Annotated in this window: 10 protein-coding genes and 1 pseudogene; 6 read left to right on the top strand and 5 right to left on the bottom strand. The window is 75.4% G+C overall.

The annotated features are described in order from the left end of the window. The first annotated feature begins 96 nt into the window (after positions 1 to 96). The 4 genes from QP089_RS18405 to QP089_RS18390 all read left to right on the top strand — a co-directional run bounded on the left by QP089_RS18405 (position 97) and on the right by QP089_RS18390 (position 5,608). A complete protein-coding gene (locus tag QP089_RS18405; protein WP_285912877.1) occupies positions 97 to 1,011 on the top strand; it encodes a LysR family transcriptional regulator in 915 nt (304 codons plus the stop codon). Positions 1,012 to 1,085: 74 nt separating this feature from the next. Then, positions 1,086 to 1,460, top strand: a complete 375-nt coding sequence (locus tag QP089_RS18400; protein ID WP_285912876.1) for a BlaI/MecI/CopY family transcriptional regulator — start codon at positions 1,086 to 1,088, stop codon at positions 1,458 to 1,460. 162 nt (positions 1,461 to 1,622) lie between these two features. Then, positions 1,623 to 4,376 carry a bifunctional glycosyltransferase/CDP-glycerol:glycerophosphate glycerophosphotransferase gene (locus QP089_RS18395; RefSeq protein WP_285913252.1) on the top strand — a complete coding sequence of 918 codons (2,754 nt, stop codon included), beginning with the start codon at positions 1,623 to 1,625 and terminating at the stop codon, positions 4,374 to 4,376. 116 nt (positions 4,377 to 4,492) lie between these two features. Continuing rightward, positions 4,493 to 5,608: a lysylphosphatidylglycerol synthase transmembrane domain-containing protein gene (locus QP089_RS18390; protein ID WP_285912875.1), complete on the top strand. Its 1,116-nt coding sequence runs from the start codon at positions 4,493 to 4,495 to the stop codon at positions 5,606 to 5,608. Positions 5,609 to 5,667: 59 nt separating this feature from the next. Here the strand turns inward: QP089_RS18390 and QP089_RS18385 are convergent. Together QP089_RS18385 and QP089_RS18380 are read right to left on the bottom strand one after the other, a co-directional pair. Further along, a pseudogene (locus tag QP089_RS18385) lies at positions 5,668 to 6,321 on the bottom strand (phosphatase PAP2 family protein); the annotation flags it as partial. Between the two features lie 45 nt (positions 6,322 to 6,366). Beyond that, entirely contained in the window at positions 6,367 to 7,530 is a 1,164-nt protein-coding gene (locus tag QP089_RS18380; RefSeq protein ID WP_285912874.1) for a glycosyltransferase family 4 protein, read from the bottom strand. A gap of 50 nt (positions 7,531 to 7,580) precedes the next feature. Here QP089_RS18380 and QP089_RS18375 point away from each other — a divergent pair, with 50 nt between their 5' ends. Beyond that, positions 7,581 to 8,414: a PIG-L family deacetylase gene (locus QP089_RS18375; protein WP_285912873.1), complete on the top strand. Its 834-nt coding sequence runs from the start codon at positions 7,581 to 7,583 to the stop codon at positions 8,412 to 8,414. 159 nt (positions 8,415 to 8,573) lie between these two features. Here the strand turns inward: QP089_RS18375 and lipP1 are convergent, their stop codons facing one another. Both lipP1 and QP089_RS18365 read right to left on the bottom strand, forming a co-directional pair. Continuing rightward, positions 8,574 to 9,521 (bottom strand): LipP1 family hormone-sensitive lipase, encoded by a 948-nt coding sequence (gene lipP1 / locus QP089_RS18370; protein ID WP_285912872.1) that lies wholly within the window; start codon positions 9,519 to 9,521, stop codon positions 8,574 to 8,576. A gap of 2 nt (positions 9,522 to 9,523) precedes the next feature. Further along, on the bottom strand, positions 9,524 to 10,282 hold the full coding sequence (locus QP089_RS18365; RefSeq protein ID WP_285912871.1) for a glucose 1-dehydrogenase: 759 nt from the start codon (positions 10,280 to 10,282) through the stop codon (positions 9,524 to 9,526). Positions 10,283 to 10,390: 108 nt separating this feature from the next. Between QP089_RS18365 and QP089_RS18360 the strand changes: the two genes are divergently transcribed. After that, positions 10,391 to 11,047, top strand: coding sequence for a helix-turn-helix transcriptional regulator (locus QP089_RS18360; protein WP_285912870.1), 657 nt, complete (start codon positions 10,391 to 10,393; stop codon positions 11,045 to 11,047). Here QP089_RS18360 and QP089_RS18355 read toward each other — a convergent pair whose 3' ends face one another. Then, the gene (locus QP089_RS18355; protein WP_285912869.1) at positions 11,048 to 12,637 is read right to left on the bottom strand and encodes a FadD3 family acyl-CoA ligase; all 1,590 of its coding nucleotides are present in this window, start codon (positions 12,635 to 12,637) and stop codon (positions 11,048 to 11,050) included. It abuts the gene before it with no gap. Positions 12,638 to 12,661 lie beyond the last annotated feature (24 nt).

Genomic DNA, 12,661 nt, shown 5'->3' with positions numbered 1-12,661 from the left:
CTCTCGATATCTGCCCTAACCTTGGGACACCGGAAGGCGATCTGGGAAATAGATTCCTCGGATGGTGACCATCGACCACGCTGATAGGTGGACGCCGTGAACCTGGCGAGCCTCGACCTCAACCTCCTGGTCGCGCTGCGCGCGCTGCTGGAGGAGCGCAACGTGACCAGGGCCGGGCGGCGCATCGGCCTCAGCCAGCCCGCCACCAGCGCCGCGCTCGCCCGGCTGCGCCACCACTTCGCCGACGACCTGCTGGTGCGCAGCGGCAACAACTACGAGCTGACCCCGCTCGGCACGGCCCTGCTGGTGCCCTGCGCGACCGCCTGCGGGCTGCTGGAGCGGCTGTTCACCAGCCGGGCCGAGTTCGACCCGGCCACCGAGCGGCGCGAGTTCACGATCATCGCCTCCGACTACGCCGTCGCCGCGTTCGGGGCCGCGCTCGCCCGCGCGCTGCACGCCGCCGCGCCCGCCTCCAGCCTGGTGTTCCAGCAGGTCGGCCCGGAGATCACCGAGAACATCGACGCGACGCTGAGCGCCGTGGACGGGCTGCTCATGCCGCACGGCGTCGTCAGCGGGTTCCCCACCGTCGAGCTGTACCGCGACGAGTGGGTCTGCGTGGTCGCCGACGACCATCCGGAGGTCGGCGACCGCATCACCATGGACGACCTGGCCCGCCTGCCCTGGGCCGTCTACCAGAGCGTCTACGACGCGCCGGCCGCCCGCCAGCTCAGCATGCTCGGGCTGGAGCCGCACGTGGAGGTGTCGGTGCAGAGCTTCCAGCTGCTGCCGAGCCTGGTCGCCGGGACCCGCCGCGTCGCGCTGATCCAGCGCCGCCTCGCCGAACTGATCGCCCCGATCGCGAAGGTCCGCGTGCTGCCGTGCCCGTTCGAGGTGGTGCCCGTGCAGGAGGCGCTGTGGTGGCACCCCGTCCACACCCAGGACGCCGCCCACATCTGGCTCCGCGAGACCGCCGCCCGCGTCGCCGCCGGCATCGACGCCCTGGCTCCGTGACACCATGCCCCGGTGGACGGGCCGGTCGGGCCTTTCTACTATCAGTGTCGTAAACCGGTGCGGATGGGGGCAGGGTGAGCGGGGACGAGCGGGAGCGGCGCCCGGCCGGGATGCTGGAGGACGCCGTGCTGGCCGTCCTGTGGGAGGGCGGGCGCCCGATGAGCCCCGCCGACGTGCAGGCCGTGCTGCCCGGCGACCCCGCCTACACGACGGTGATGACGACGCTGGCGCGGCTGGCCCGCAAGGGCCTGGCGACGCGCGAGCGCGCGGGACGGGGGTTCGTGTACCGCGCGGCCGTGGACGAGGCGGGCCACACCGCCGCCGCGATGAACGAGCTGCTGCGTCGCCGCCGCGACCGCGCGGCGGTGCTGGCCCGGTTCGTGTCCGAGCTGGCGCCCGAGGACGAGGAACTGCTGCAGCGGCTGCTGCGGGAGGGCCGCGCGGGCTGAGCGGCGCCCCTTCGGCCCCACGCCTCTGAAGTGGGGTTTTCGGCCGGTCCGGGGGTATATCCCCGGGCCGGGCGCAGGGAGCCCGGCGCTTACGTTCCGATTACCCTCGGACTCCTACTATCGCGATCGTAGTGGAGTCGAGGAGCGAGGGCGGTGCAGCCGATGCCACCCGGACCCGACGTGACCGTCGTGGTGATCGCCTTCAACGACGCGGCCCGGCTGGGCCGCGCGGTCCGCTCCGCGCTGGGGCAGTCGCCGCCCCGCGCGGAGGTCGTGATCGTCGACGACGCGAGCACCGACGCGACGCCCGAGGTCGCCGCGCGGCTGGCGGCCCGCGACTCCGGCCGGGTGCGGGCCTTCACCCTCCCGGTGAACTCCGGCGGCTGCGGACGGCCGCGCAACATCGGCCTCCGGCACGCCCGGGGCCGGTACGTGATGTTCCTCGACAGCGACGACACCCTCGCCCCGAACGCCTGCCGCAACCTCGTCGCCGCCGCCGAGGACACCGGCGCCGACCTGGTGGCGGGCCGCTGCGTCCGCGTCCTGCCCGACCGCGAGCACGTCTGGTACCCCCGGCTGTACCGGGAGAGCGCCGTCTACGACGGGATCCTGGAGAACCCCGGACTGCTCTACGACACGCTGGCGACCAACAAGTGCTACCGGCGCGCGTTCCTCGACCGCGCCGGGCTCCGGTTCGCCGACCGGCTGCACTACGAGGACCTGCTGTTCAGTGCCCAGGCCTACCTCGCCGCGGAGCGGATCGCGGTCATCCCGCACCGCGTCTACAACTGGCTGGTGGACCCGCGCGCCGCGACCCTGTCGATCAGCAACCGCCGCGCTGAGCTGGGCAACTTCGCCGACCGGCTGGAGATCCACCGGCGGATCGACGCGGCGCTGCACGCGCACGGCGCCGACGAGGTCGCGCTCCACCAGCACGCCAAGTTCATCAACCACGACCTGCTGCTCTACCTGCGCGAGATGCGCAGCCGCGACCCCTGGCACCGCGAGGCGTTCGCCGGACTCGCCCGGCCCTACCTCGCCGGGCTGGACGACGCCGTGTTCGAGGCCGCCGACAAGATGCCCGCGATCGCCGCGCTGATGATCCGCGAGGGCGACATCGAGGCGGCGCTGGCCGCCGCCGACCACGCGCCGAAGGGCGGCGCCCGGCCGGTCCTGTCGATCGCGCCCGCCGAACGCGACGGCCGGATCTACTGGACCGGCGAGCACCTCGGCACCGCGTCGGCCCGCCGCGTCCTGGACGTCACCGGCCTCGGCGTGCACTCCGCGCCGCTCGGCGACCTGGTGCTCGGCGGCCGGGTCACCGCGATGCGCCGCGACGGCAAGGCCCTGCGGCTGTCGGGCACCGTCGTCAACCCGCTCGGCCGGATCCCCGAGGACGCCGAACTGGGCGCCCGGCTGGAGATCCGCGACCGCCGCCGGCCCCGCCGCGCGTTCCGCGTGCCCGCGACCGTCCGCCGCGAGAACGGCCGGATCGCCTGGGAGGCGGTGTTCTTCCCCTCCCACGTGATCCGCCCGATCGGCCTGGTCGACCAGACGTGGGCGCTCTGGCTGCGGCTGACCGCCGGGGACACCGCGGTCGAGGTGCGGCTGACCTCCGAGGGCACCGCGCACTGCGACCTCGCCGTGCCCGTCCGGCCCCGCCTCACCCGCGCCGCCGGCGACCGGCTGGTGGCCTACGTCGCCGCGACCGGCGAACTCGCCCTGCGCGTCGAGGCCGGCCGCTGGCCCGCCCGGGTCACCCTGGCCGTGCTGCGCCGGGCCGCCCGCACCGGCGCCGGACGGCGCTGGTGGCGGCGGTTCGCCCGGGCCGAGCGGCGGCTGCGCGAGCGGTTCACCGCCCGCCGGACGAAGATCGCCGTGTTCAACCGGGTGCTGGTCCGGCTGCCGGTGCGCAGGGGCACGGTCGTCTTCGAGAGCCGGTCCGGCGCCCGGTACTGCGGCGACCCCAAGTACATCTACCGGGCCCTGCACGACAGCGGCGCCGCCTGCCGGGCGATCTGGTCCTACCGCGACTCCCGGCGCGGCTTCCCCGACGAGGCGTTCCCGGTCAAGCGCGGCTCCTGGGCCTACTACCGCGCGCTCGCCCGCGCCGAGTTCTGGATCGACGACGGAAGCCTGCCAGGCGAGTTGCGGAAGCGCCCGCAGACCACCTACATCCAGACGCGGGGCTCGGCGCTGAACCCGACCGATCTGGACGGGCGGTGCGACCACATCGTCGTCCGGTCCGAGGACGACGTCCGCGCGGCGGGCGGCCTTGGCGCGGCGGCCGAGCCGCTGCGGACCGGCTGCCCGCGCAACGATCCGCTGATCAACGGTGGCGATCCGCACGAGACGGCGGCGCTGCGGCGGCGGCTCGGGCTGAGCGGCGACCGCCGTACCGTCGTGCTGTACGCGCCGGCGTTCCGCCCTCGCGACGACGACCGGCCCGCCATGCCGTCCGAGGTCCCGTTCCCGCTGGAGCGGTTCGCCCGTGAACTCGGCGGCTCGCACGTCCTGCTCGTCCGCCCCCACGGCCCCGGCACTGCGGTCTTCCCGCCCGGGATGGACGGCGCCGTGATCGACGCGGGCGCGGTGCACGACGTCACGCTGCTGATGCTGCTGTCCGACGCGCTGGTCACCGACCGTGCGCCGCTCCTGTCCGACTACGCGCTGCTGGACCGGCCGATGATCTTCTACACGCCGGACGCCGCGCGCCGCACCGGCCTTCCCGCGCCGGCGCCCGGCCCGGTCGCCGCCGACGAGGACGCGCTGCTGGCCGCGCTCGCCGACCTGGACGGCGTCCGCCGCGAGCACGCCGCCGCCCGGCGCCGGTTCGCCGATCTGCACGGCGAGTACGACACCGGCACCGCGGCCAAGGCGATCGTCGAGCGGTTCTTCACCGGCGGCGGGCGGTGACCGGCGACCCGCAGGGTGTACTACCCGTTTTGTAGTAGAAAGGGACCGCGCCGACCGGCACCGCCCCGGACGCGCGCGGCGAGGACGGGGACGCCTGGAGTGGAGGGGACGGGGGAGTGACACCTTCCGAAGCCGAACGCGACGCGGTTCGCGCCGGACGCGGCGCCCCGGCCACGGCACGCACCGAGGGTGCGGGGGAAGCCTGGCGTGCGGGACTTGCGGCGCTCGGACGCGCCGTGGCGGCGGAGGCGTCGGTGTCGCGCGTGGTGCTGGGGACGGCCGTCGCGGGCGCGGTCGTCGTGCTGGCGGTCATGCACCGGGTCGCGCTCGACGCGGGCAGCGAGAGCCTGATGGGCGCCGACCGCGCCTGGCTGCTCGTCGCCGCGCTCGCCACCGCCGCGATGTGGTGCGTGGGCACCGTCACCCAGCTCGGCTCGATGCCGGTGCGCCCGCCGGTCGGCCGGCTGTTCGCGGTGCAGGTCGCCGCGTCGTTCGCCAACCAGCTGCTGCCCGCCGGGTCGGGCGGCATCGCGATCAACGTGCGGTTCCTGCGGCGCTGCGGGCTGACGCGGGGTGCGGCGATGGGCTCGGTGGGGGTGAACTCGCTGGCCGGGCTGGTGACGCACCTGCTGCTGCTCGCGGTCGCCGTCGCGGGCGTCCCGTCCGCGCTCGGCATGCTGGGGGAACGGCACTGGCCGCGTCCCCGGGAGGTCGCCGCGGCGGTCGCCGGGAGCCCGTGGGTGGAGGCCGGGCTCGGCGTCGTCGCCGTGGCCGTGGCCGTCGCGCTGGTGCTGCTGCGTCCGGCCCGCTTCGCACGGGTCGCGCGGACGCGGGCCGTCGCCGGCTGGGCGCATCTGCGGCGCGAGCTGGCCGGGCTCGGCGCGGTGCTGCGCCACCCCGGACGGGCCGTCGCGCTGTGGCTCGGCTCGGTGCTCTCGCCGCTGCTGCACGGGCTCGTCCTGTTCGCTGTCCTGCGCAGCCTCGCCGTCCCGATCACGGTGCCCACCGTCGTCGTGGTCTACCTGGTGGTCTCCTCGGTCTCGGCCCTGGTGCCCTCGCCCGGCGGCATCGGCGGCCTGGACGTGGTGCTGGTCGCCGGGCTGGCGGGGGCGGGCGTGCCGTCGGCCGCCGCGCTCGGCGCGGTGGTCGGGTACCGGCTGATCACCGTCTGGCTGCCGCTGCTGCCGGGCGCGTGCGTGTTCGCCGTCCTGCTGCGCCGCCGGATCATCTGACGCGCGCGGGCCGTCCCGCGGACCGACCGCACCAGGCCGGTCGCCGGGATCGCCGCCGCCGTCACCGCCGCACCGGCCACGACGTCCAGCAGGTAGTGGTTGGCGGTCGCCATGACGACGAACGCCGTCGCGGCGGGATAGAGCACCGCCAGCCACCGCGCCCGGTACGGCCGCAGCAACGCCGCCACCACCGTCAGCACCCACGTCGCCCAGGCCAGATGGAGGGACGGCATCGCCGCGTACTGGTCGGCCGGCACCGGCCCGCCGTGGGTCGTGCCGAACCCCGCCAGGGCCACCGAATCGGCGAACCCCGCGCCCGGCAGCAGCCGAGGCGGCATCACCGGCAGGACGAAGAAGACCGTCATGCCCGCCAGGTTCGTCAGCACGAGGGCGTTCCGCGCGGGCCGGTAGATGCCCGGCCCGGCGATGTAGCACCACGCCAGGACCGCCAGGGTCACGCCGATGTGCGCCAGCTGGTACCACTCGACGGCCGCCCACGCCACGGCGTGGTGCCCCGTCAGCCACCGGTTCAGCCGGAGCTCGACGTCCAGATGCAGGCGGTGCTCCGCGCCGAGGACGTCCCGGCCGTGCTCCAGCGCCGGGCCGTGGCGCGCGTCGGCGAGCGAGCGGACGTAGTCGTAGACCTTCAACAGCGCCAGAACGATCAGCAACTCGCCCACGAGCCACGGCCTCTTGCGCCGTGCGCTTGCCATGTCGGTGCTGTGCGCTTCGGGGCGCAGGAGCGACGCGCGGACGGCTCAGCCCACCCTTCCCCCGGACGGCCCGTCGGGCGCCCGTTCCAGCCGTTCGACGGCCAGGCCGTACATGTCCTCGGTCCGCCGCAGCACGCCCGGCCAGGTCACCGGCGGCGGCACCGCCCGGCTGCACGCCGCCATCCGGGTGCGCAGCGCCTCGTCCGACGCCAGCCGGACGATCGCCTCCGTCATCGCGCCGTCACCGGACGCAAGGAACCCGTCCAGGCCGTCGGTCACGAACTCGCCGATACCGCCCTCGGTCCGCGCCACGACGGGCAGTCCCGCGCAGCGCGCCTCCAGCGCGGCGATGCCGAACGACTCCAGCACCGCCGGCGCCACGAACATGTCGGCACGGCGGAACAGCGCCCGGATCTGCTCCCGCTCCAGCCGCCCCGGCAGGCTCACCCAGCCCGTCATCGCGTGCCGCCGCAGGTACCGCTCGATGGAGCGGCGCTCCGGACCGTCCCCGACGATCACCGCGCGCAGCCCGGCCCGCGGGCCCAGCGCCGCGCGCGCCCGCCGCAGCACCCGCAGCAGGTGATGCGGCCGCTTGCGCGGCGCCAGCCGCATCACCGCGACGACCAGCACCTCGCCCGGCGTGCGGGGGAGCGGCTCGACCCGCCAGGACTCCGCGTCGATGCCGTTCGGCAGCACGAACACCGGCGCGGGCGCGACCAGCCGCCGCACCGGCTCGGCGGCGGTGTCGCTGACCGCCGTCCACACCGCCGGCAGCGCGGACCAGCCCGTCACCGCGTCCAGCGCCCGGAACGCCGGCGCCATGTAGGAGATCAACGAGTGCACCGTCACCACGGTCGGGATCCGCGCCGCCAGCGCCGTGCCCGCGATCGCCAGCGGCGTGAACGGGCCCGCGTGCACGTGGACGACGTCGTACTTCCCGCGCCGCACCAGCCTCCGGCCCGCCGCGATCCCGGCCGGGTTCAGCGTCGTCGGGAACGGCATCCGCTCGGTGGGCCGCAGCACGCGCGGACCGCCGCCGTCCTCGTCGCCGCCCCACTCGGCGTGCCGCTCCTGCACCGGCCGCGCGGACGAGGTGATCACGGTGACGTCGTGGCCCGCCTGGTGCTGGCGCGTCGCCAGGTCGTGGACGTGCATCTCCACCCCGCCCAGCCGCGGCAAGTAGTAGTCGGTCAGGTGCGCGATCCTCATCGGCGCGCTCCCGGTGCCGGGACGCCGGCGTGCTCCGGCAGACTTGACCGGTGCCGTACACGCTGGTGTCCTTCCACGCCCACCCTGACGACGAGGCGCTGCTGACCGCCGGCACTCTCGCGCGCGCCGCCGCCGACGGGCACCGGGTCGTCCTGGTGATGGCGACCGTGGGGGAGGCGGGCCTGGCATCGTCCGCCGACCGCGCGGACGGACGGCTCGGCGAGCGCCGCCTCGCCGAACTCCGCGACTCCGCCCGCGCACTCGGCTGCGCGCGGGTCGAGTGGCTCGGCTACGCCGACTCGGGCATGGCGTCCGACCCGTCCGGGGCCGCCGACGCCTTCGCCCATGCGGACGTCGACGAGGCCGCCGCACGGCTGGCCGCGATCCTCGAAGAAGAGGAGGCCGACGTCCTCACCGTCTACGACCCGGCGGGCGGATACGGCCACCCCGACCACGTCCAGGTGCACCGCGTCGGCACCCGCGCGGCCGGACTCGCCGGAACCCCCGTCGTCCTGGAGGCCACGGTCGACCGGCGGCTGCTGCGGCGCGCGCTCGCGCTCATCGCGCGGCTGCCCGGCATCCCCGCCGACTTCGCGCCGTCCCGCTTCGCCGCCGCCTACACCGCCCCGGAGGCCCTCACCCATCGAGTGGACGTGCGCCGCTTCGCCGCCCAGAAGCGCGCCGCGATGGCGGCCCACGCGAGCCAGGCCGGCGCCGACACCGGCGTCCGGACGCTGGCGGTGCTGCTCAGGCTGCCCCGGCCGGTGTTCCGCCTCGCCCTCGGCCGCGAGTGGTACGTCGAGCACGGCAGGACGCCCGCGCGCCCCCTGCTCGACGACGTCTTCGCGACCCTGCGCGACGCCCGCGCCCGGCCGCCCGGCTGACGCCTCAGGCGCGGGACGGGCGGCGCACGGGCCCGTCACGCTCGCCCCCGTCACGGCAGCCCCAAGCCTCGATCACGTACGCTTCGCCCCAATCTACTACAAACCCAGTAGTAGATCGTTGCGGTGCCGGACGCCTGGTGACGGGCCCGCGCCGCAGGGCTACGGCCGAGCGGGCGGGGCGGTGCCGAGCGCGGCGCGGAGCCTGTCGACGGTCACGCGGCGGGCCTCGGCGGCGACGGGAAGCACGTGGTCGAGCCCGAAGAAGCCGTGGAAGGCGCCGTCGAACCGGCGGACCTCCACCGGGACGCCGGCCTCGGCCAGCCGCGCCGCGTACGCCTCCCCCTCGTCGCGGAGCGGGTCGCACTCGGCGGTGAGGACGAAGGCCGGCGGCAGACCGGACAGGTCCGGGGCCCGCAGCGGCGAGGCGTACGGGTGGTCCGCGTCGGCCGGATCGGCCAGGTACTGCTCCCAGTACCACCGCATGTGCGCCGCCGTCAGGAAACCGCCCTCGGCGTGCTCGCGGTAGGACGCGGTGTCCTGCCCGGCGTCGGTCACCGGATAGACCAGCAGCTGGAACGTGATCGGCGGCCCCGCGTGGTCGCGGGCGGTCAGGCAAGCGACCGCGGCGAGCGCGCCGCCCGCGCTGTCGCCCGCCACCGCCAGCCGGTCCGGATCGCCGCCGAGCGCCGCCGCGTTCGCGTGCGCCCAGGCCACGGCGGCCCGCGCGTCCTGGACGGCGGCGGGGAACGGGTGCTCGGGCGCCAGCCGGTAGTCGACCGAGACCACGATCGTGCCGGCGCCGGACGCGAGGATCCGGCAGAAGCGGTCGTGGCTGTCCAGCCCGCAGAGGGTGAAGCCACCGCCGTGGAAGAACACGGTGACCGGGTACGGGGCGGCGCCGTCCGGCCAGTAGATCCGGACGGGCGGACCGGCGCCGTCCAGGTCGCGGTCCTCGGTGCGGGCGACGGGGATCGGTGCGAGGTCGGGACGCGGCGCGGCGGCCAGCAGCCGCCGCGCCCGCACCGCGTCGGTGACCTCGGCGCCGATCGGGGGGAAGCCCGCCGTCATCGCGGCGGCGATCTTCTGCGCCCGGGGGTCGAGCGGCATGGTCAGCCGGCCGCCTGCGCCATCATCACGACCTCGCCCGCGGTCCAGCCGCCGTCCACGGCCAGCTCGGCGCCGGTCACGTAGGCCGCCGCGTCCGAGATCAGGAAGGACACCGCCTCGCCGATCTCCTCGGGCACCCCGACCCGGCCGAGCGCGGCGAGCGGGAAGCCGCCCTCGCCCGGCGTGGCGTGCTCGGCGGTCATCGGCGTGTAGGTCATGCCGGGGTGCACGGAGTTGACCCGGATCCGGTGCCGGCCCAGCTCCGTCGCGGCGATCTTGGTGAGGCCGCGGACGCCCCACTTGGACGCGCCGTAGCCGGAGGTCAGCGGCAGCGCGGTCAGCCCCGCCGCGGAGGAGATGTTGACGATGGAGCCGCCGCCCGCCGCCCTCATCGGCTCGATGACCGCCTGCAGGCCGAGGAACACCCCGAACAGGTTGATCCTCAGCACCTTCTCGAAGTACTCCGGGGTCTCGTTCTCGATCAGCGAGTTCGACGCGATGCCGGCGTTGTTGACCAGCCCGTCGATCCGCCCGTAGGCGTCGAGCGCGGCCCTGGTCACGGCCTCCCAGCCGGCCCGCTCGGTGACGTCGTGCCGGACGAACAGCCCGCCGACCTCGGCCGCGGTCGTGGTGCCCGGCTCCTCCAGCAGGTCCGTCACGACGATCTTCGCGCCGTCGCGCGCCATCCGCGCGGCGGCCGCGGCGCCCAGGCCGCGGGCCCCGCCCGTGACGATCACTACCTTGCCCTGCAGCCCGGACATGTCCCTCTCCTCGCTCTGACGTGCGCTTTCTTCACAACATATTCCAAATTGGAACATCTAGGTCGGGATGTGACGCGGCAGACCCGGTCCAGTGGCTACGCTGGGCGCATGGCGCTGCCCTCCGAACCGCCCGGCGAACCGTCCGGCGAACCGTCCGGCGAACCGTCCGGCGAACGGCTGCCCGCCACGGCCTGGGCCGTGCTCGGCATCCTGTCCTTCGGGGAGGGGCTGACCGGCTACGAGATCCGCCAGTGGGCCGAGCACATCCTGCGGTTCTTCTACTGGAGCCCCGCGATGAGCCAGATCTACACCGAGCTCAAGCGGCTGGAGCGCGTCGGATACGCCGAGTCCCGCCTGGGCACCGCCGCCGACGGCCGGTCCCGGCGCGTCTACACCATCACCCCGGCCGGACGCGACGCGCTCGCCGGCTGGGTCGAGCGGGCGCCGGTCGAGCCGCCCGTCCTCAAGCACGGGACGGCCCTGCGCGTGTGGCTCGGGCACCTGGCCACCCCCGAGCGGCTGCGGCAGATCGTGACCGAGCACCGCGACGACGCCCAGCGCCTGCTGGAGGAGGCGGAGTACTCCCGCTCCTACGCGGCGTCGGTGTCCGGCTGGGCCTACCCCGAACTGGTGGCGCGCTGGGCGACCCGCTACTACACCGCCGAGCGCGACCTGGCCGACCAGATGCTCGCCGACCTGGACGAGCTGCTCGCGTCCGGACGGGCCGTCCCGCCCGCCGGCACGCCCACGCAGGCCCCGGGCTGATCACGCCCGCTCCCGCAGCTCCTGCTTGACGACCTTCCCGCTCGCGTTGCGGGGCAGCTCGTCCACCACGTGGAAGTGCCGGGGCACCTTGAAGTTGGCGAGCCGCTCGCGCAGCCAGCCGGTCAGCTCCTCGTGGTCGATCGTCTCGCCGTCCCGCGGCACCAGGAACGCCGCGCCGACCTCGCCGAGCCGCGCGTCCGGCACCCCGACGACCGCCGCGTCCGCGATCGCCGGATTCCGGACGAGCACGCTCTCGATCTCCGCCGGATAGGCGTTGAAGCCGCCGACCACGAACATGTCCTTCAGCCGCCCCGTGACGGTCAGGAAGCCGCGCTCGTCCAGGCGCCCGCAGTCGCCGGTGCGCAGCCAGCCGGCGGGGTCGATCGCGTGCGCGGTGGCGTCCGGGTCGTCCAGGTAGCCCTTCATCACGTTGTAGCCGCGCACCAGGATCTCGCCGGTCCCGCCGGGCGGCAGCGGCCGGCCGTCCGCGCCGGCGATCCGGATCTCGGTGCCGGGCAGCGCGGGACCGGTGGTGCGCGCGACGGTCTCGGCGTCGGCGTCCACCGGGCAGACCGACGCCACGCCGCACGCCTCGCTCAGCCCGTAGGCGGTGAAGACGTCCGGCACCCCGAGCTCGCTCCGGATCCGGCGGACGAGGTCGACCGGCACGTCCGCCGCACCGGTCCCCGCCAGCCGCAGCGCGTGCGGCGGCCGGCCGGGCAGCGCCAGCAGCGCGGAGAAGATCGTCGGCGGGCCCATCAGGACGGTGACCCGCTCCTCGGCCAGCCGGCGGGCCGCGCGCCCGGCGTCGAACACCGCCTCGGGCAGCATCGTCGCGCCGTTCAGCAGGCACGCCAGTACGCCCGCCTTGTAGCCGAAGGTGTGGAAGAACGGGTTGATCAGCAGGTACCGGTCGCCCGGCCGCAGCGTGGCGACCCCGCTCCACGCCTCGAAGACCCGGAGGGTCTGCCCGTGCGTCGACATCGCGCCCTTGGGACGTCCGGTGGTGCCGGAGGTGAAGACGATGTCGCAGACGTCGTCCGGGCGGATCTCGGCGGCGCGCTTCCGCGCCTCGTCCGCGCCGACGACCGCGCCGCCCGCGAGGTGGTCGGCCCAGCTCACCGCGGTCGCGTCGGGCTCGCCCGCCAGCAGGACGATCCGCCGCAGGTCGGGCAGGTCGGCGCCTGACGCGGCCAGCATCGCCGGGTAGTCGTTGCCCAGGAACCCGCGGACGGTGAACAGCGCGGTCGCGCGGCTGCGGTGCAGGATGTCGGCTGCCTCGGCCGCCCGGTAGCGGGTGTTGAGCGGCACCAGCACCGCGCCCGCGCTCACCAGCCCGAGCGCCGCGACGATCCACTCCGCGCTGTTGGGCGCCCAGATCGCCACCCGGTCGCCGGGCCGGACCCCGGCGCCGATCGCCGCCCGCGCCGACGCCTCGACATCGGCTCCGAGCTGCGCGAACGTCCGCCGGAGCGGCCCCCGCGCGGTCTCGGCCGCCAGCGCCTCGCGGTCGCCGTGGACGCGGGCGGCGTGCCGGACGAGCGCGGGGATCGTCCGGGGCGGCGGGTCGGAGGGCAGGTCGGGCGGCATGGTCTCGCTCCTTCGGGCCGGACG

Source organism: Actinomadura opuntiae (assembly GCF_030283205.1).
GTDB lineage: Bacteria > Actinomycetota > Actinomycetes > Streptosporangiales > Streptosporangiaceae > Spirillospora.
This window is presented reverse-complemented; position numbering and strand designations above follow the sequence as displayed.